The sequence below is a fragment of the Pelagihabitans pacificus genome (assembly GCF_009371985.2).
Classification (GTDB): domain Bacteria; phylum Bacteroidota; class Bacteroidia; order Flavobacteriales; family Flavobacteriaceae; genus Pelagihabitans; species Pelagihabitans pacificus.
The window spans coordinates 144,630-162,083 of the sequence record NZ_VIKU02000006.1 but is presented as its reverse complement, the minus strand read 5'-3'; the positions used below and the strand labels follow the sequence as shown (position 1 = coordinate 162,083).

The following is a 17,454-nucleotide window of genomic DNA, read 5'->3' as shown; positions in this document are numbered from 1 at the left end:
CTTAGGGGATGGTACCACTTAGGGGGTCGTCCAGATCTCCCAGGCCCTTTCCGCCTGTAGTTGCAACATGCGAAGTCCATTGCTGATAGTTGCGCCACGGGCCTCCCCCTCCGCCAAAAAAGCCGTCTTGGGCGGATTGTAGATCAGGTCGAAGAGTAAATGTCCTCGGTGTACAAAATGATAGGGAATGGGTGGTTTTTCCGAGATATTCGGGTACGTGCCCAGGGGAGTGCAGTTCACGATGATCGTATGCCTTTCCATGATCTCCTCTGTCAGGGCATCGTAGCCCAGTTCATCGGTCCGGGGTCGGCGGGAAACCAACCGGTAATCGATATCCAAGGCCTTCAACACATAGGCGACCGCTTTCGAGGCACCGCCCGTACCGAGAATCAACGCCTTGGTATGCTGTGGCTGCAACAAAGGTTCCAACGATTGTTGAAAACCGTATACGTCGGTATTGTAACCCGTAAACGTCGCCCCTTCTACCTTAATGGTGTTGACCGCCCCGATTTTTTCGGCCTCCGGGTCGATGGTCGTTAGGTAGGGGAGTATGGCCTCCTTGTAGGGGATGGTGACATTGAACCCTTTGATGGTATCCGTTTGCCCCTTTAGCGCCTCAAAGTCGCCGATCTGGGGGAGGTCAAAGTTCTCATAGCTGTGTTGGTCCAGGCCCAGGTCCTTGAACTTCTTCGTAAAATAACCCTTCGAAAAAGAGTAGCCAATGTTTTTTCCGATTAGGCCGAACCTATGCCAGTCGTTTCCTGTTTTTTCCATACCAATCGAGTGCTAATAAGATACCGATTCCAATGACAACAAAGAAAAGCGCCCACCAGTTTTCCCCGTTTGCAAAATCGGGAAAATAACGTTCGTAGTTGGCCACGATCTCCTTCCCGTTCGAATCGAACAGTATAGCGCCATCCGCATCGGTTCTGAAGATCGTTTTTTTCCAGGGCCATACCACCCCGAGCGAACCGGTGATAAATCCTAAAATAGTGGCCGTGGTAATGTGCTTAAAGTGCTTTAGCACATAGGTGAGGATATGCGATAGTGTTACGAGCCCCGCAGCAGACCCCGCGGTAAATACCGCCAGGATTTTAAGCGTGTTCAATCGGGCGCCGTTATCGATAAAACTAAAATCGCCCTTAATGATTTCGGCAAAGGTATCATACAAGGCGTTCACCGAATCGACCAGCAACAATACATAATTTCCCAAAAGAATCAAGATGAACGAGCCGGAAAGTCCAGGAAGTGTCATCCCCGAGACACTGATAATGCCACACAAAAATATGAACAAGAGGTTATCGTTCTCCTTGGCCGGACTCAAAAAACTGATAGAGATGCCGATGACCAACCCAATGATCCCGGCCGGAATGGTACGTTTGTTCCAGTGCCCAAAATCCTTGCCGATGTAATGGATCGATCCCAAGATCATCCCAAAAAAAGCGGCCCATACAAAAAGTTCCTTGCGTTCCAGGAAATAGTCCAAGAGCTTCGATACGCTAAAATAGCTCACCAACATCCCGAAAATAAGAAGGGTCAGGAAAGAGCCGTTCACATAACGGTAGAAGCTTTTGAACCGGCCATTGAACAACAACTTAAAGGCCTTGTAATTTACTTTTTGCAGCGAATAGATAAATTCCTCGTAAAACCCGCCTACAAAGGCCACAATACCTCCAGATACCCCTGGTACTTTGTTGGCCGCACCCATACAGAGCCCTTTGATGACCAGAAAAATTTTGTCTAAGAGTGTTCTCGGTTCATACATGAAAGCGCCACGTTATTTTTTGGAAGCCAATTTCTCCAGCATAAAAATAAGGGAAAAACCGATGATGGCCGCTACAATGGCCCAGAGTAATTTTGGGTCGCCTTCAAAAGAAAAAGGAGAAATATTTTCGTCGATAACCAATACTTTTTTACCGATGGTCTTGGTCTCCAATACTTTTTTCCAAGGCCATATTTTGTTAAGCGAACCTAGGATAAATCCGGTAAGCACGGCCAAGGTGATATTTTTCCGGTGGTCGAACATCCACTTTAGCAACCTCGCGAAACTGAACAAACCGAACAGGGCCCCTGCGGCGACCGTCAATAGTATTTGAAGGTCTTTCCCGTCAACCGCGTCCAGTACCGTCTTATAGGAGCCCAACAACACCAATATGAAAGAACCCGAAATGCCCGGTAAGATCATCGCACAGATGGCAAGGGCACCGGAAAAAAACAAAAAAGGAAGACTGTCCGTATTCGCAGACGGGGGCAGGGTGGTGATGTAATAGGCGACGACCGCCCCGAGGAGCAATAGTAAAATGGTGGCCAGGTTCCATTTTTTTATCGCTTTACCCACGAAGACCACACTGGCGACCACCAATCCGAAAAAGAACGACCATAGGGGAATGGGTTCGTTTTCGAGAAGCCAGCTAATGACCTTGGAAAATGAAAAGATGCTAATGGCCATGCCCAAAACAAGTGCTACCAAAAAATTCCCGTTCAGTTCGTCCCAGAATGCCCTGAACCCTTTTTCGCGCCAAATGTGCACCGTTTTGAGGTTCACCTTGTTGATCGAGGAAATCAGTTCTTCGTAGATACCCGCTACAAAGGCAATGGTACCCCCTGAAACGCCTGGCACCAGCTCGGCGATGCCCATAGCCATTCCTTTAAGGGTTATGAAGAGGTATTGCAACGTATTTCGTGGCTTCATAAAATGGGATGCAATAGTTTAACGAGGGCAAATAAAGGAACAATATTTCACTTTACGGCATTGGAAAAAGACTTCTTTCAAAGCGATAGGCCATTTACAGGGTGGTCAGGGCTTTCAAGGTTATAGGTTAGGAAACCGGTTTGCTAAGAGCGGGAGGTTTTTTTAGAGGCCGAAACCAGTTCCAATACCCAATCCTGGGTACTGAATTCCGGAAACTCCTTGTTGAATTGCTCGAACCCTTCCAAATCTTGTTTTAAGGCTTTCATTAAGGCTATCCGACCGTTAACCCGGTCTCCTTTCACTAAATGGATACCGGCTTTCCTGTAAATGATTTCAACACATTCGGGATAAAACTCCTGACCCTGTGTCAAAATATGAAGGGCATCATCCAGGCGATGGTCCAGCACGGCCACGGCAGCCCAACTGAGCCAGGTATCCAACTCATAGTTGCCTAGATCAATGGTATGCTTGTAGGAAAAATCGGCATTATCATAGTCCTTGAGCGCGGTATGTATTTTTCCACACTTTTTCCAGTAGCTGGGATTGTCCCCGTCGATGTTCAGGGCTTTGTTGATATAATAAAGGGCCCTTTTATAATTCCCTTTTTTAAAGTAGAACTCAGTAATCACCAACCATCCCTTATCGAGCAATGGATCCTCATGTACGGTCTTATAATAGTGATATTTCGCCATCTCATCGTTGCCCTTTTTTTCGTAACAACGTCCGATCCGCAAATAGGCATGGGAGGTCGGATCTTCGAGCTTGAGCGTGGTTTCGTAATTTTCAATCGCCTCTTCGTATTTCCCCATTTTTTCGAGCACTTTCCCTTTTTCAAAATAGGCCCCGATAAAGCGATCATCGGCAATAACGGCAAAATCAAATGCTGCAAGGGCTTCGGGATACATTTTTTTGGTGTAATACTGTTTTCCCAACTGGTGCCAGGCCACTTCGCAATACGGATTTCGATCTAAATAGTCGTTCAGGTAGTGAATGGCCCCATCGTAATCTTCTAAAAATTCAAAACAATACACAACGTTGTACAATGATGAGTAGTCTTGCTCGTCGAAGGAGACACATTTCATGAAATTCTCCTTGGCTAGTTTAAAATCGTCCATGAACAGGTATTCCATACCCAGGAGCGAGTGGATATCGAAACTATTGGAGGTCCATTGCAGGGCTTCCTGAAGTAGGGCTACCGCTGCTTCATGATTGTCTTTTTTAGAATAGATATTGGCCCGTTGAATATAGATTTCCTCGTTGTTGCTGTCGAGCATTTGTAGCTCATCGAGCAGTCGTTCCGCTACCTCCAGGTTGTTTTCGAATACGAGTACTTCTACATCCAACAGTTTTAACTCAATACTGGCGGGGTGCTGCTGCAGCCCTATCTTAATGGCCTTTTTGGCCAAAGCGACTTTTCCGTGATTGAGGTAGTGGTGAATAATTTCCTCGAAGTCCTCCGCATCGAAAAAATAGACGTCATCGGTCTTGAGCATCGACTCGAACTTGGTGATGGATTGACTGGGTCTTTCCTCAGATTCAAATGCCATAGGAACGTTTTGGTTAAACTATGGAATTAAAAATAGTCTTTTGCGACTACTTTCAATCCCCGATTTGGGCTATATTATTAACAAATTAGTTAACAGTTTATTGCTTGTATTTCGTTAAAACTTCGAGTAACAACCTGCATCCTTTTTCAATTTCCCCCATCGATATAGTCAGCGGTGGGGATATTCTAACCGCCTTAGGTTCAAACAACAACCAAAAAAGGATAAGGCCTTGATTTGCACATTCCAATACCAGGTAATTCGCCATTTCGGGCGTTTTTAGGATCAGGGCGAGCATTAATCCCTTTCCGCGAATTTCCTTGATATGCTCGTGTTTTAACAACTGGCGGAAGCGCTTTTCCTTCTCCAGGGTCTCCGCAATAAGCTTCGTCTCGGTTAGTACCCCTAAGGTCGCCAAACTGGCGGCGGCTACCACTGGGTTTCCCCCGAAAGTGGTAATATGTCCCAGCTTGGGTCGGTCTTGGAGACTCTCCATCATTACTTTGGAGGCGGTAAAGGCACCTACGGGAAGTCCGGAGGCCATTCCCTTGCCCATCACTAAAATGTCCGGTATGCAATCGTAATGCTCGAATGCGAACAATTTTCCAGTGCGGCCGAAGCCCGGTTGGATTTCGTCTAAAATCAGGAGTGCGCCCACTTCGTCGCAGCGTTCCCGTACTTTTCTCAAATAACCTGCTTTGGGTTCTATAAAACCGGCCCCTCCTTGAATGGTTTCCAAGATGACCGCCGCCGTTTTTTCGGTGATGGCGGAAAGCGAAATGGGCGCATTGAAATGAATGAATCGCACATCGGGAATCAAAGGCCGAAATACACTCTTTCGCACTTCGTAGTCGGTAACACTTAAGCTCCCCAGGGTGTTTCCATGATACGCACGACGGGCTGCAATGAGTTCCGTACGCCCCGTATGGCGGCGGGCCAGTTTCAGGGCTCCTTCAATGGCTTCCGTTCCCGAATTCACCAAATAGGTTGTTTCCAAGGGTGCTGGTAAGAAAGAGGCAAGTAGTTTGGTATATGCCACGGCCGGTTCTTGGATGTATTCCCCGTAAACCATCACATGCATATAGGTTTCCGCTTGTTTTTGAATGGCGTCGACCACTTTGGGGTGACAATGGCCTAGGCTACAGGCCGAAACGCCTGCTACAAAATCGAGGTGTGCCTTGCCATCGGTATCATAGATGTAGCTTCCCTTTGCATGGGATATCTCCAACGCCAAGGGATGGGGGGTGGTCTGGGCCTGGTATGTCAGGAAGTCTTTTTTCATCAAGTGGGGACCCTTATTGTTACTCTACTCTTTCCATTTTCGGGGTTGCCTTTGGCTTGAGGGGCTGGGAGGTCTTGGAGATTTTGGGTTTCTTCCCCGGAAATTTTGATTTTTTGTCGGTTTCCCCCGAATTCCCCGGTTGTATATTATTCACGGGGTCGCTTTCGTTCAATGAACGGTCCTCCTCCTCCAAATCAATGTCTATCGGATTGTTGACACCCCTGATAACGACGAGTTCAATGTTGTTGTCGTCCTCGTCAAAAATATCGTCCTTGGTAAGGATCCGCTCATCGCCCCTCCATACAAACCCCTTGAGCTTCCTGCTGTTTTCCGGAAGGTCCTTTTCCGGAAAAATATCCCCGTCGGGCTCGGTAATAAAGGTCAGGTCCTCGATATCGTTGTTGGCCAAGGTAATGTTGATTTTGCTACAAATGGTCTTGTTGATTCCAATTAAATCCAACTCATCGTACATATAGTAAATCACCTCGGTGTTTTTGATCAAATCGATATACTTGAGTTCATTGTCGATGAATTTCCCGAACAGGTCTTTGCCCTTGGCCTGGTTGTAGCCCACCTTTCCGATAGTGTCCTGAGAGATGACAAAAGCGTTATTGAGCACTTTGAGCGAATCCAATTTTTCGGTCTTTAGATCGGAGATAAGGTGAATGCTGTCCCCTGTCATCTGATTCTCGCCGTTCCAGATAACCGGATTCTTAATCAATTTTGTGACGCCCGTTCGTTGTTCGGAATGAATGGAATCACATTTGCCGCTCAGATCGGTCTTGTAAAACTTGGCATTTCGAAAGGCCCGTAGAATACGGTATTCCGGTTTCCCGGTGACCATCAAGGTATCGCCGTGCATGTAAAGGGAATCTTGCTCGACCAGACTTATGGAAACGGCCCGTTTCGTGGCAAAAACGGAATCTTTGGCCTTGTAGACTTCCGCATAGTGGGCTTTGATCACCCCTTTATTGATGGTATCGGTGACCTTGATATTGTTGGTGGCCGAGGCGAACTCGCTTGCTTTCTCGAAATATACGCTGTCTCCTTCGATGATGCGATTGTTATAGTCGATACGGGTATTCTTGATCCCATATCCACTCTCTACGTTGGTATCGTAAAAACCGCGTTCGCAATACATTTTATACGTTTCACCGATAATGGTCGAGGGCCCGTACATGTAGGCGTTTTTTGAGTTCGTATAGTAATCGAGTTGTTCCGAGTCAAGCGTGAAATCCGGATTATCGATATGCACACTGTCTAAAAACTGTGCCTTTTTAATTTCTAGAAAATACCGGCCTATCTCACTGGTGAGGGTGTTGACGGAATCCACGACGGTACCGGAATCCTGATAGTACGACTCTTGTTTTTCACGGTCGAAATAAAGGGTATCGGTGGTGATGGTCATGGTTTTGTTCGTCAAAACAACCTCTTCATAGGCCTTGGCCAGCTTGGTCTCGCCATCGTAATCGATTGTACCGCTTACCAATTCTACCGAATCGCCTTGTTGCAACCGTACATTGCCAAGGGCTCGCAAACGATTCTCTTTCTGATAATGAATGGCGATATCGCACCAAAGGTCGGCCCCTTGATGCTCAAATTGAACCTGCCGTTCGTCCTTACTAAAAATAAAGGCCCCGGGGAACTGTTCCTCGTCCTTGGTAAAGTTGGCCCCATACACGATATTGATTTGTGTGGTATCCGATTCCTGCTCCTCTTGGGCAACGGTCCAACCGCTGATAAAGAAAAAAACAAAAAGGTAGTATAACCTGTTCAAGCTAGAGAATTTCCGCAAAAATAGGATTTTTTAAAGCAGTCCGGTCTGGTTTAGGATAGATTTAGGAAGAGCGGGTCCTGTTGGCATCATGACTTAGTTGATTTGCGTGGGACGTTGCCCCAGCTTGTACTTCTCACCAAAACCCGAATTATTGGGTTCATAGGGAGCATCCAGCGACACATTGGTACCATTTTCCGGAATCGCATCTTCCCGGCCCAAGGCCCAAAAGATACCGTTAAGGGCCAAACGCCGCATTTCGGGCAATTTAAAATCATAGGGATGCCCTAAAGTAGTAAAAAAGACCCGCGCCTTTTTTCCCGCACTACCGGTATAGCTCTTGGCCCATGCCACTGGGTTCGTCAAGGGATACTTCTGCAAGTTTCCCTCCATTTCGTGTTTTGATTTCAGGGAAGTCCCTTGGAGCAGGGGATCGCTATCGCCATAGAGCTTCCAATCCCCACCATCGACATGGTAGAGCCAGGAGTAGGTTTGTACGGGTTCAAAACCATTCAGGATCGGATGGTCCGTACCCTTGATTTTGGTTACTTGGGTCAATGGGTGGGCCCCATCGTCGAAATGGCCGTGATGCGTAATCCATTGTTGCCCAAATACCTTGGTCGGCCACTCATCGTTCCAATAAAGTAGGGTAGAATCATTTTCATACCTGAAGGCGTGGGTCGCCGTTCGGAAACCTACTATTGGCTTTCCGGATTCCACATAATCGGTAATGTAGGTACGCTCGTTTTCGGGCAAAGTTCGAAAACGCGTAAAGATGACCATCAAATCCGCTGTTTCCAAGGCTTCCAATCCTTCGATATGGTCGGTTCTATTGGGAGCAATGTATCCCGCCGAATCCAATGCATAACAAACCGTTACCCTGGCATCCAGTTCCCTCCTGGCGAGCCGGGCCAACATCGGCATTGATTCTTCTGACCGGTATTCCTCGTCCCCGGTTACAAAAACAATATGCGGTCGCGCATCGGTACCCGCGCTATCCGTTTCAGTACCCTCAAGGGCTTGGTCCTTGGCCGATTTTTTATCGCCACAGGAGGTAACAAGTCCGAGTGCCAATAGTAAAAAGACCAAGGTGAATCCATAAGGATAAGCAGTTGAATGCCAGGATAAACGTACGTGTAAGTTATTCATCGGGATGCAGTTTTAAAAGTTCATCGGGAGTCCAGAAGCCCTTTTTATCCTTGGTTTCCTCCCGTATTTTTCGTACGGTGGCAGGATCTATGACAGAGGCCTTATTCCCGAACGCATTGCGCACATAGGTGAGTACCGCGGCGATTTCGTCATCTTTTAGAATATCCCTAAAGGCGAGCATGGGAACCTGCCCCTCATAGTGCGTGCCCATGACGTTCATGGGGCCGTAGAGGCCGTTAAGGGTCAGCTTGATCAAACGTTCCTTACTGCCCAACACCCAGTTCTGGTCGACCAAGGTCGGATAGCCGCTTGCTTGGAGTCCACCTCCGTTCTCTTGATGACAGGTAATACAATAACCCTCGGTCTCATATATTTTCTTTCCCTGTTTAAAGCGTTCAAAATCGGCGCCCTTTAAATGGGATGCTACGGCTAAATCAGGGTCTCTCTCTTTGAAAACGCCGGAAAGTCGGGTACGGGCAAAGTCGTAAGAGTCTTTCATCCATCGGTCTAGCGGGTGTTTTTGGGCAATATCCAGCACTTTTTCCCCGCTTTCGGAATCCATCCAAGTCGCGGCGACGATGGCCTCCAATCGTACTCTTCCATGAGAGTCATTGGCGGCCAATTGCATTAGTTCGTTCCGGTTAGCTACCTGATGGCCCATATATCGAAGCACCCGTACGGCCGCTGCCCGTGCACGATGGTCTTCAGTGGACAAAAGCCGGGCCAACAACTCGGAATCGATTTGGTTGATTCCCCAGGATACCCATAAGGCCTCCAAAAGATGATGCTCATAACGGGCATCGGAACTATCCAGCCCTGCCACCCACTTCTTCAATTGCTCGGATACCTTTTCAGGACTTCTACCCCGGATTTCCCTACGTGTCCGATATCGGGTACGGTATTCGGGTAATTTGAGATTTTCCAATAATTCGGGGATAGTCGCCCCCGCAATCTTGGAAGGCTGCACCAAGGGGCGCGAGGGATAGGTAATACGATAGATACGGCCGTGAACGTGGTCACGCAGCGGATCCCGTGCATTATGCTGCATATGGCCCACCAATACGTTGTGCCAATCGACCATATAGAGGGAACCATCGGGGGCAAACTCGATATCTACCGGCCTGAAGTTGGAATCGGTGCTGCTGATCAAGTCTTGGCGGTGATTGGTTTTGAAGCCAGTGCCATCTTCCGAGACCCTATGTTGTTTGAGCCCCAAAAATCCGATGGTATTGCCGAGTAGGATATCCCCCTGTACCACATCCGGAAAATGGCGGCTCGAAACAAACTCCAAACCGGAGGTGGGACGCACCCGATGTGCTTTTTCGATAAGGTCTTCGGTCAAGGGCGATGCCACCCCATAAATGGAATTCAAGGTACTTGGCATCATCCAATGCATTTTGGTGCCAGAGGTCTCGATAAAGAAATCCTGCCCCCAGTCATCAAAGGCAATTCCCCAAGGATTGGGGATGCTTACTTGGGCCACCCGCTCCAAACGTTTTCGTTGTGGACTATATCGATAAAAACCACCATTGGTGGCCCTAACCGGTCCGTATGGGGTTTCCACATTGGTGTGTAAAAACACGCCTTCGGCCATGTAGAACGCTCCGGAAGGATCCGCACAAAAGGCCGATATGGCATGGTGGGTATCGTGGTCGTCGAAGCCGCTAAGTACTATTTCCTCCGTATCGGCCTTATCATCCCCATCGGTGTCGGTGTATAGTTTCAAATGGGTTCCTTGGCTTACGTATACCCCTTCGGGCGCGAACTCGAACCCGATAGGGAGGTGCAAACCGTCTACAAAAGTAGTCTGTTTGTCTGCCCTGCCATCACCATCGGTATCTTCCAGGATGAGTAATTTGTCCGAGGGTTTAGGGTCTCCAGGTCGGTAATGTGGGTACGAGGGCATCACAGCGACCCAAAGGCGTCCCTTGTTGTCAAAGGATATCTGAACGGGATTGGCCAAATCGGGAAATTCCCTTTCCGAAGCGAATAGTTCAATTTTATAGCCTTTCGGTAATGAAAAGGTTTGCAAGGCGTCTTCCCCGTAAAGGTAATTGGCGGGGTCTTCGGAATCTCCCATTTTGTAATTGGTCTCGACCGGTGGCAATTCCGTAGTTTTGGAATCGGCAGCGGCGATATCATAGGACTTTCCTTGGGCAACCGACCAAATCAGAGTATCCCTATTGGCAGTGAGTTCCCGGGTTTTCTGAATTTCGTAGGGATAATTGTCCGGACCATAGGGGGCATACCGCCGCCCAAAAACATGTACCCCATTGGGCACCTTGTAATCGTTGTGCCAGTAAAAGTTCTTGTCTTGGACAGCTTTCGCAATCGCTTCCCGATTTGCGTTGCCATTTTCCGAAACACTTCCAAAAATTTCATTGGAGAGGAATTTTGCCAATCGCATATAGCCTTGGGAATTCAACTGAAAGCCATCGATGGTCAAGGGGTCGTTTTCCGTATACCACTGTTTGGAAGGATGGAAGGCATCGATGAAATCTACCTGCTGTTGTTGTGCGATTTCCCTTATTGCATCCGTATAGAGTTCCAAGTTTTTGTTTTCCCGAGAGCCATCCGGTAGGTCATGCATTTCAGAGAGGTCTTCAAAGGCAATCGGGGAGACGAGTACTAAATTGGGGGGTAAGGAATCATTATATTTTTGGGCTGAGGTGTGACGTACAAAAGCCTCCAATTCCTTTTTGAAGCTGTTCAACCCGTCCGGACCATTAAAAGATTCATTATAACCGAAAAAAGCGATGATGATATCGGCCGATAGACGATGGAGCCATTCGTCCGGTTTTTCAAAAACGCCCTCACTACCAGAGTTCTTGGCCAATTCGGTCTGAAATTCTTCGGCTCCTTCAAAGGGCCAAGGATCCATTCGTCCCGAATGGGGCCTGAACCCAGGGGTATCCCCACCATCACACATATTGCGTATAAAAAGCTCGCTTTCAGGATAGCGTTGATGCATTTCGGTTTCAAAATGGCCGAAGTTCATCATACGTGCCCCCAGGTTATTCCCCAGCAGTACAATACGATAGCCCTTCTCAATATTTATTTTGGCATCTTCCTTTTGGGTGCAGCCGATGACAGCGAGAAGCAATAAAAAAAGTATCCGACCGATTCTTTTAAATCTCCCCTTGGTATTGTTTTTCATATGAAGGAAATCTAGCAATAGCTAAATATAGGGAATGAACTCATTTAAACTTTTTTAATTGGCTAAAAATTCGCCCTTTTCCGTCCGCTTTTTGTCTTTTTTTCCTTCCATAGCCCTGCTATGCAACTCAAATAAGCCTTTGATAGGCCAAAAAATAGCTGATTTTCACTTTAATCCAAAAGTATAACTGAGTTCAATAAAAAAGCCACTTTCGAGTGGCTTTTTTTATCGGTGAATGGTTTGGGTTCTATCAGGTCCGACCGAAACGATCTTGATAGGGACCTCCATTTCTTTTTCAAGAAAATCGATATAGGCGTTAAGACTCTTGGGAAATTGTTCGGGAGACTCCATTTTTGTCAGGTCTTGGGACCATCCGTCCATTTCGGAATAAATGGGGGTTACATTTTCCGGATCGATGTTGTAGGGGAGATGTGTTATGGTATCCCCCTTGTATTTGTAGGCGGTACAGACCTTTAGCTTTTCAAATCCACTCAAAACATCCCCTTTCATCATCATCAGGGCGGTGACGCCGTTGACGCGAACGGCATACTTTAACGCTACTAGATCCAACCAACCACATCTGCGTGGTCTGCCCGTGGTGGCACCAAATTCATTGCCTACCCGAGCCATGGTTTTACCATCGCTATCGAAAAGTTCGGTGGGGAAGGGTCCGCTTCCTACCCTGGTAGCATAAGCCTTGAAAATGCCAAATACCTCCCCGATATGGTTGGGTGCCACCCCAAGGCCCGTGCAAGCACCTGCGGCAGTGGTATTGCTAGAGGTAACATAGGGGTAGGTGCCGAAATCGATATCCAACAGGGATCCTTGGGCACCCTCCGCTAATATCTTTTTTCCTTTCTTCCGGGCTTGATAGAGGTATTCTTCACTATCGATAAAAGTCAGTTCTTTCAATGCGGCTACGGCTGCAAAGAAGTCAGCTTCCAAATCTTTCAAATCGTACTCGAGCTGTACATCGTAGTAGGCGATCATCGATTCATGCTTGTCGGCCAAGGCGCGGTATTTTTCTTCCCAATCGCTCATTTCAAGGTCTCCCACACGAATGCCGTTACGGCCTGTTTTATCCATATAAGTGGGACCGATGCCTTTTAGGGTCGACCCTATTTTCGCCTTCCCTTTGGAGGCTTCGGAAGCGGCATCCAAAAGACGGTGGGTGGGTAATATTAGATGGGCTTTTCTAGAAATCAACAGCTTAGACTGGATATCGAGGTTGAATTGTTGAAGATTGTCCAGCTCCTTTTTAAAGATAACGGGGTCGATGACCACTCCGTTACCGACTACATTGACCGCGTTTTCATGAAAGATACCTGAAGGAATGGTATGTAAGACATGTTTTATGCCGTCAAACTCCAAGGTATGTCCTGCATTGGGACCTCCCTGAAATCGTGCGATAATGTCGTAATTCTTTGTAAGTACGTCAACGATTTTGCCTTTTCCCTCGTCTCCCCATTGTAATCCTAGTAGTAAATCTACCGCCATTATGAGCTATTTCTTTTTTGGTTAGTGTTAGTGGTCTGTGTTTTCCTCTTTTTTATCTTTATTTCTTGTGCCGTAAAAATAGAGGGAATGGTTGTTGATCTGAATGTCAAAAACCTCCTCGATGGTTTTTTTAATCGATTGAATGCGCGGATCGCAGAATTCGACGACTTCACCCGTATCGGTAAGGATTACATGGTCATGTTGCCTGTCGAAATAGGATTTTTCGTATTGGGCCTGATTTTTTCCGAATTGGTGCTTGCGCACCAATTTGCATTCCAATAATAATTCTATGGTGTTGTATAGGGTGGCGCGACTTACCCTATAGTTTTTGTTCTTCATGTTGATGTAAAGCGATTCGATATCGAAGTGCTCATCGCTTTCATAAATTTCCTGGAGTATGGCGTAGCGCTCGGGGGTCTTTCGGTGTCCGTTTTCCTCTAGGAACGAGGTGAATACGTTCTTGACGATTTCCTGATCTTTATTGCTTGCCATGGGATAGTTCTTCCGCTACATCAATTCGCAAATGTACAGTTAAATTTTGATTGGTGAAACCTATTTGGATATGCGTTTACCGCAAAGTCGCGATAGTCGATGGAAGAAACCCGATGGTGACGCTAATATGTGCTTTCAAATGGTTGTAGAATACCTGGGATTGCATCGATTTCTTCATTTTTTTGGATGCGAATCGTATTGTAGGTGAGGTGAGGGTATTGGCCTTTTTGGAAAAGCAGTTAGATACGGGTTACTTTATCGATACCATCGATTTGCTTGAGGTTGTCTATCAATTTTTTAAGAATGCCCTTATTTTTTACTACTACGGTTATTTGTCCCGTAAAGGTTCCGCCATCGGTGCTGAAGTTCAGGTTCCGCATATTCACGTGCATATTATCCGAAATCACTTCAGTAATCTCGCTAACTAGCCCCAGATTGTCGATTCCCGTTAATTGGATATCGGCTTTGAACTCCTCTTTAGAGGAATCGATCCACTTGGCCGAAATAATTCGATAGGCATAGTTGCTTTGCAGGGATATCGCATTCGGACAGTTTTTTTTATGCACCTTGATTCCTTCGGAAACGCTCACGAATCCAAACACCTCGTCACCGGGAATGGGGTTGCAACATTTGGAAAGTTTGTAGTCTAGTTTTTCCTCTTCCTTTCCGAATACGAGGATATCGTATTTAGAGGTAATTTCTTCTTTGTTAATATCCTCCGGCACAGGAGATCGCCGAATCTTGTTTTTGAAGAAGCTGATAAAGGCGTTGCTGTGGGAAGAGGCAAAATCCTTGATCATTTGGTTATCGATCGCTCCGATGCCCACCCGATAGAAGAGGTCTAGACTGGTCTTCAATTTAAAGTGGGTCACCATTTTATTAACGGTGTCCTCGTTCAAGGTGATTTTTTGGGATTTCAGCTTTCTCCTCAGGATTTCCTTTCCATCGAGGGCGACCGCTTTCTGCTCCTCCCGAAGCGATGATTTGATTTTTGCCCTTGCCCTGGCCGTTGTGGCATAGTCTAACCAGTTTTGATTGGGCTTGGCCTGATCGGAAGTAATAATTTCTACCTGGTCACCGCTATTCAAGGTGGTATTTAGCGGAACCAACTTGCCGTTGACCTTGGCACCGCGGGTATGCATTCCTACCTCAGTGTGTATGTTGAAGGCAAAATCCAAGGGAGTAGCCCCTTTTGGTAGGGATTTGAGCTCCCCAGTCGGGGTAAACACGAAAATTTCCTTTGCATACAGGTTCAGTTTAAACTCCTCGACAAAGTCGACCGCATTGGTATTGGAATTTTCCAAGGCTTCTTGAAGACGATTGAGCCAAATTTCGATTCCTTGTTCTTTTTGATCCCCATGCTTGTATTTAAAATGGGCGGCATACCCTTTTTCGGCAATTTCGTGCATTCGCTCGCTACGGATCTGCACTTCGACCCATTTACCCTTGGGACCCATAACGGTAATATGGAGGGCCTCGTAACCAGTTGATTTTGGTGAGGAAATCCAATCCCTAAGACGAACGGGGTTCGGGGTAAAGTGATCGGTGACGATCGAATAGATTTTCCAGGCTAGAAATTTTTCATTCTGACGGTCTGATTTGTAAATAATCCGGATGGCGAACTTGTCGTAAATTTCATCGAAGGAAACATTCTGTGCCTTCATTTTTCTCCGCATGGAGAAAATGGACTTCATCCTGCCCTTGATCGTATAGTTCAACCCCTCCTCGTCCAATGATTTTTCAATGACCTTCTTGAACGAATCGATATAGGCCTGCTGTTCTTCTTTCGATTCCTCAATTTTTCCCTGAAGGTCGTCGTATACCTCGGGCTCGGTATATTTTAGGCTTAGGTCTTCCAGCTCCGTTTTGATATTGTATAAACCAATTCGGTGTGCCAGGGGTGCATAGATGTAAAGGGTTTCAGAAGCGATTTTTACCTGCTTGTGCTCTGGCATGGAGTCCATTGTGAGCATATTATGGTAACGATCGGCAATCTTTATGATGATAACACGTACGTCATCGTGCAGGGTAAGCAACATCTTTCTGAAGTTCTCCGCTTGTTGGGAGATGTTCATGTCCTTCTTCATATGTGCTATCTTGGTGAGGCCGTCTACAATCCGTGCCACGGTCTCCCCAAACATCCGCTCGATATCATCCAAAGTGTATTCGGTATCCTCGACCACATCGTGTAAGAGGGCCGAGGCAATGGAAACCGCGTCGAGCCCAATTTCCGATGCCACTATTTTCGCCACCGCGATGGGATGGAAGATGTAGGCCTCCCCGGATTTTCTCCGCTGGTTCTTATGGGCATCCAACGCAACTTCAAAAGCGGAACGTATCAGTTTCTTGTCCGCAGCCGTCAACGTCTGGTAACTGATACGAAGCAACTCTTTGTATTGCTTGGTAATCTCCTTGTTCTCTATTTCCAATGCAGCTTCTGTCATCCTAGATTAAAATTACCATAATCCTACAGACTATACAACAAAAACTGTGCCTGTTCATCGTTAATACCAAGTGTTTATCGATGATGACGACTTATTGACCTATCTTGACAATTGGAGGGAACCCTTGCGTACGATTTAACGCTTCAAGTTGCGTATTCGTTCGATGAGAGGTGGATGGGAATAATGCATGAAAACGTAGGCAGGATGGGGTGTAAGGTTGCTTAGGCTGTTTTTTGAAAGCTTTTTTAGGGAGCTGATCAACGTATGTGCCGCAAAAGTGGCTTTAGCGTAATCGTCTGCCTGATACTCAAACGTCCTGGAAAGGTGGTTCATGATCAATCCCGTAATTTCCGAAATGGGACTGTACAATACCCCAAAGCCGATCAGGGCGGCGTGAAAACTTGGTTGGGAAACGCCGATGGCAAGGGATACCTCCGGGTTATTGATAAAAAGTGAGAGTAAAAAGAGTGTAAGCCCTGTCAGCAAAATGGAAGCGGTGAGATTAAAAAGGATATGTTTCCGCTTGTAATGGCCCACTTCATGAGCCAAAACTGCCACTATCTCGTCTTCCTCCAAATCTTTAATGAGCGTGTCGTAGAGGGTCACTCTTTTTTCACGACCAAAACCGGAAAAATAGGCGTTGGCCTTTGTGGATCTTTTAGATCCGTCGATAACAAATATGTTTTGAAGATCGAAGCCGACTTTTTTCGCGTAGCTTTCAATCTTACTTTTAAGGCTTCCGTCTTCCAGCGGGGTCTGTTTGTTGAACAGGGGTACGATCAGCTTACTGTAGAACAAATTCATAATGAGCGTAAAGACCGCCACCAATATCCAGGCGTATATCCAAAATCGATTTCCCGCCCATTGATAGAACAGCATGATCAAGGTCAGGATTGCACCTCCCAACAGCGCGGTCATAATCCAACCTTTGACCTTATCAATTAGAAATAGTTTTTTAGTGGTTTTGTTAAAACCAAACTTTTCCTCGATAACAAAAGTACGGTAGTAAGAGAACGGAAGTGTCAGCACGCTGCTTCCAATAATGATGATTCCAAAAAAAAGCAAGGACATGACAATGGCATTCTCGGTAAATCCACGCACCAGTTGATCTACCCATTCAAAACCACCAAAAATGAGGAATCCCAATGTGAGTAGTAATGAAAATCCGGAACTTATAAGCCCAAAACGGTAGTTGGTCTTTTTATAATCTTGGGATTTTTGATATTCCTCGGTGTCGAACACATCGTTTAGTTCATCAGGAACGGGATCGTCATATCTTCGTGCGTTCAAATAATCAAGCACGGTCTCTACCACGAACTGAAGCACAAGAATGGCTATTATGACATAAAAAAGAGTCGTATTCAACGAACAGCTGGTTTAAATGATTAATCGCGGCAATGGTATTTTCCTAGATTTTTAAGAT

General features: G+C 46.5%; 12 protein-coding genes. All 12 read right to left on the bottom strand.

Annotated features, from left to right (window positions below):
• Window positions 1-18 precede the first annotated feature (18 nt).
• Window positions 19-774, bottom strand: coding sequence for a shikimate dehydrogenase family protein (locus FK220_RS17680; RefSeq protein ID WP_152575687.1), 756 nt, complete (start codon window positions 772-774; stop codon window positions 19-21).
• The gene (locus FK220_RS17675; protein ID WP_152575686.1) at window positions 746-1,765 is read right to left on the bottom strand and encodes a DUF368 domain-containing protein; all 1,020 of its coding nucleotides are present in this window, start codon (window positions 1,763-1,765) and stop codon (window positions 746-748) included. The genes FK220_RS17680 and FK220_RS17675 overlap by 29 nt, the downstream gene beginning before the upstream one ends.
• 12 nt (window positions 1,766-1,777) lie before the next feature.
• A complete protein-coding gene (locus FK220_RS17670) occupies window positions 1,778-2,692 on the bottom strand; it encodes a DUF368 domain-containing protein (protein WP_152575685.1) in 915 nt (304 codons plus the stop codon).
• 143 nt (window positions 2,693-2,835) lie between these two features.
• The gene (locus FK220_RS17665; protein ID WP_152575684.1) at window positions 2,836-4,239 is read right to left on the bottom strand and encodes a tetratricopeptide repeat protein; all 1,404 of its coding nucleotides are present in this window, start codon (window positions 4,237-4,239) and stop codon (window positions 2,836-2,838) included.
• A gap of 97 nt (window positions 4,240-4,336) precedes the next feature.
• Window positions 4,337-5,518, bottom strand: a complete 1,182-nt coding sequence (locus FK220_RS17660) for an aspartate aminotransferase family protein (protein WP_152575683.1) — start codon at window positions 5,516-5,518, stop codon at window positions 4,337-4,339.
• 19 nt (window positions 5,519-5,537) lie between these two features.
• Entirely contained in the window at window positions 5,538-7,295 is a 1,758-nt protein-coding gene (locus tag FK220_RS17655) for an OstA-like protein (protein ID WP_152575736.1), read from the bottom strand.
• Between the two features lie 93 nt (window positions 7,296-7,388).
• Window positions 7,389-8,441 (bottom strand): ThuA domain-containing protein, encoded by a 1,053-nt coding sequence (locus FK220_RS17650; RefSeq protein ID WP_152575682.1) that lies wholly within the window; start codon window positions 8,439-8,441, stop codon window positions 7,389-7,391.
• Complete coding sequence (locus FK220_RS17645) at window positions 8,434-11,598, bottom strand: PVC-type heme-binding CxxCH protein (RefSeq protein ID WP_152575681.1); 3,165 nt, start codon at window positions 11,596-11,598, stop codon at window positions 8,434-8,436. Before FK220_RS17645 ends, FK220_RS17650 begins: the two co-directional genes overlap by 8 nt.
• A 225-nt stretch (window positions 11,599-11,823) precedes the next feature.
• Window positions 11,824-13,095, bottom strand: coding sequence for an adenylosuccinate synthase (locus FK220_RS17640; RefSeq protein WP_152575680.1), 1,272 nt, complete (start codon window positions 13,093-13,095; stop codon window positions 11,824-11,826).
• A 27-nt stretch (window positions 13,096-13,122) separates the two neighbouring features.
• Entirely contained in the window at window positions 13,123-13,587 is a 465-nt protein-coding gene (locus FK220_RS17635; protein ID WP_152575679.1) for a Fur family transcriptional regulator, read from the bottom strand.
• 239 nt (window positions 13,588-13,826) lie between these two features.
• Window positions 13,827-16,031 carry a RelA/SpoT family protein gene (locus tag FK220_RS17630; RefSeq protein ID WP_152575678.1) on the bottom strand — a complete coding sequence of 735 codons (2,205 nt, stop codon included), beginning with the start codon at window positions 16,029-16,031 and terminating at the stop codon, window positions 13,827-13,829.
• A 135-nt stretch (window positions 16,032-16,166) separates the two neighbouring features.
• Window positions 16,167-17,396, bottom strand: coding sequence for a M48 family metallopeptidase (locus tag FK220_RS17625; protein WP_152575677.1), 1,230 nt, complete (start codon window positions 17,394-17,396; stop codon window positions 16,167-16,169).
• Between the last annotated feature and the right edge of the window lie 58 nt (window positions 17,397-17,454).

Excerpts from the sequence above, each read along its gene's own strand:
- FK220_RS17640 (WP_152575680.1), bottom strand. The coding sequence starts at position 13,095 with ATGGCGGTAGATTTACTACTAGGATTACAATGGGGAGACGAGGGAAAA.
- FK220_RS17630 (WP_152575678.1), bottom strand. The coding sequence starts at position 16,031 with ATGACAGAAGCTGCATTGGAAATAGAGAACAAGGAGATTACCAAGCAA.
- FK220_RS17660 (WP_152575683.1), bottom strand. The coding sequence starts at position 5,518 with ATGAAAAAAGACTTCCTGACATACCAGGCCCAGACCACCCCCCATCCC.
- FK220_RS17650 (WP_152575682.1), bottom strand. The coding sequence starts at position 8,441 with ATGAATAACTTACACGTACGTTTATCCTGGCATTCAACTGCTTATCCT.
- FK220_RS17665 (WP_152575684.1), bottom strand. The coding sequence starts at position 4,239 with ATGGCATTTGAATCTGAGGAAAGACCCAGTCAATCCATCACCAAGTTC.
- FK220_RS17670 (WP_152575685.1), bottom strand. The coding sequence starts at position 2,692 with ATGAAGCCACGAAATACGTTGCAATACCTCTTCATAACCCTTAAAGGA.
- FK220_RS17680 (WP_152575687.1), bottom strand. The coding sequence starts at position 774 with ATGGAAAAAACAGGAAACGACTGGCATAGGTTCGGCCTAATCGGAAAA.
- FK220_RS17645 (WP_152575681.1), bottom strand. The coding sequence starts at position 11,598 with ATGAAAAACAATACCAAGGGGAGATTTAAAAGAATCGGTCGGATACTT.
- FK220_RS17675 (WP_152575686.1), bottom strand. The coding sequence starts at position 1,765 with ATGTATGAACCGAGAACACTCTTAGACAAAATTTTTCTGGTCATCAAA.
- FK220_RS17635 (WP_152575679.1), bottom strand. The coding sequence starts at position 13,587 with ATGGCAAGCAATAAAGATCAGGAAATCGTCAAGAACGTATTCACCTCG.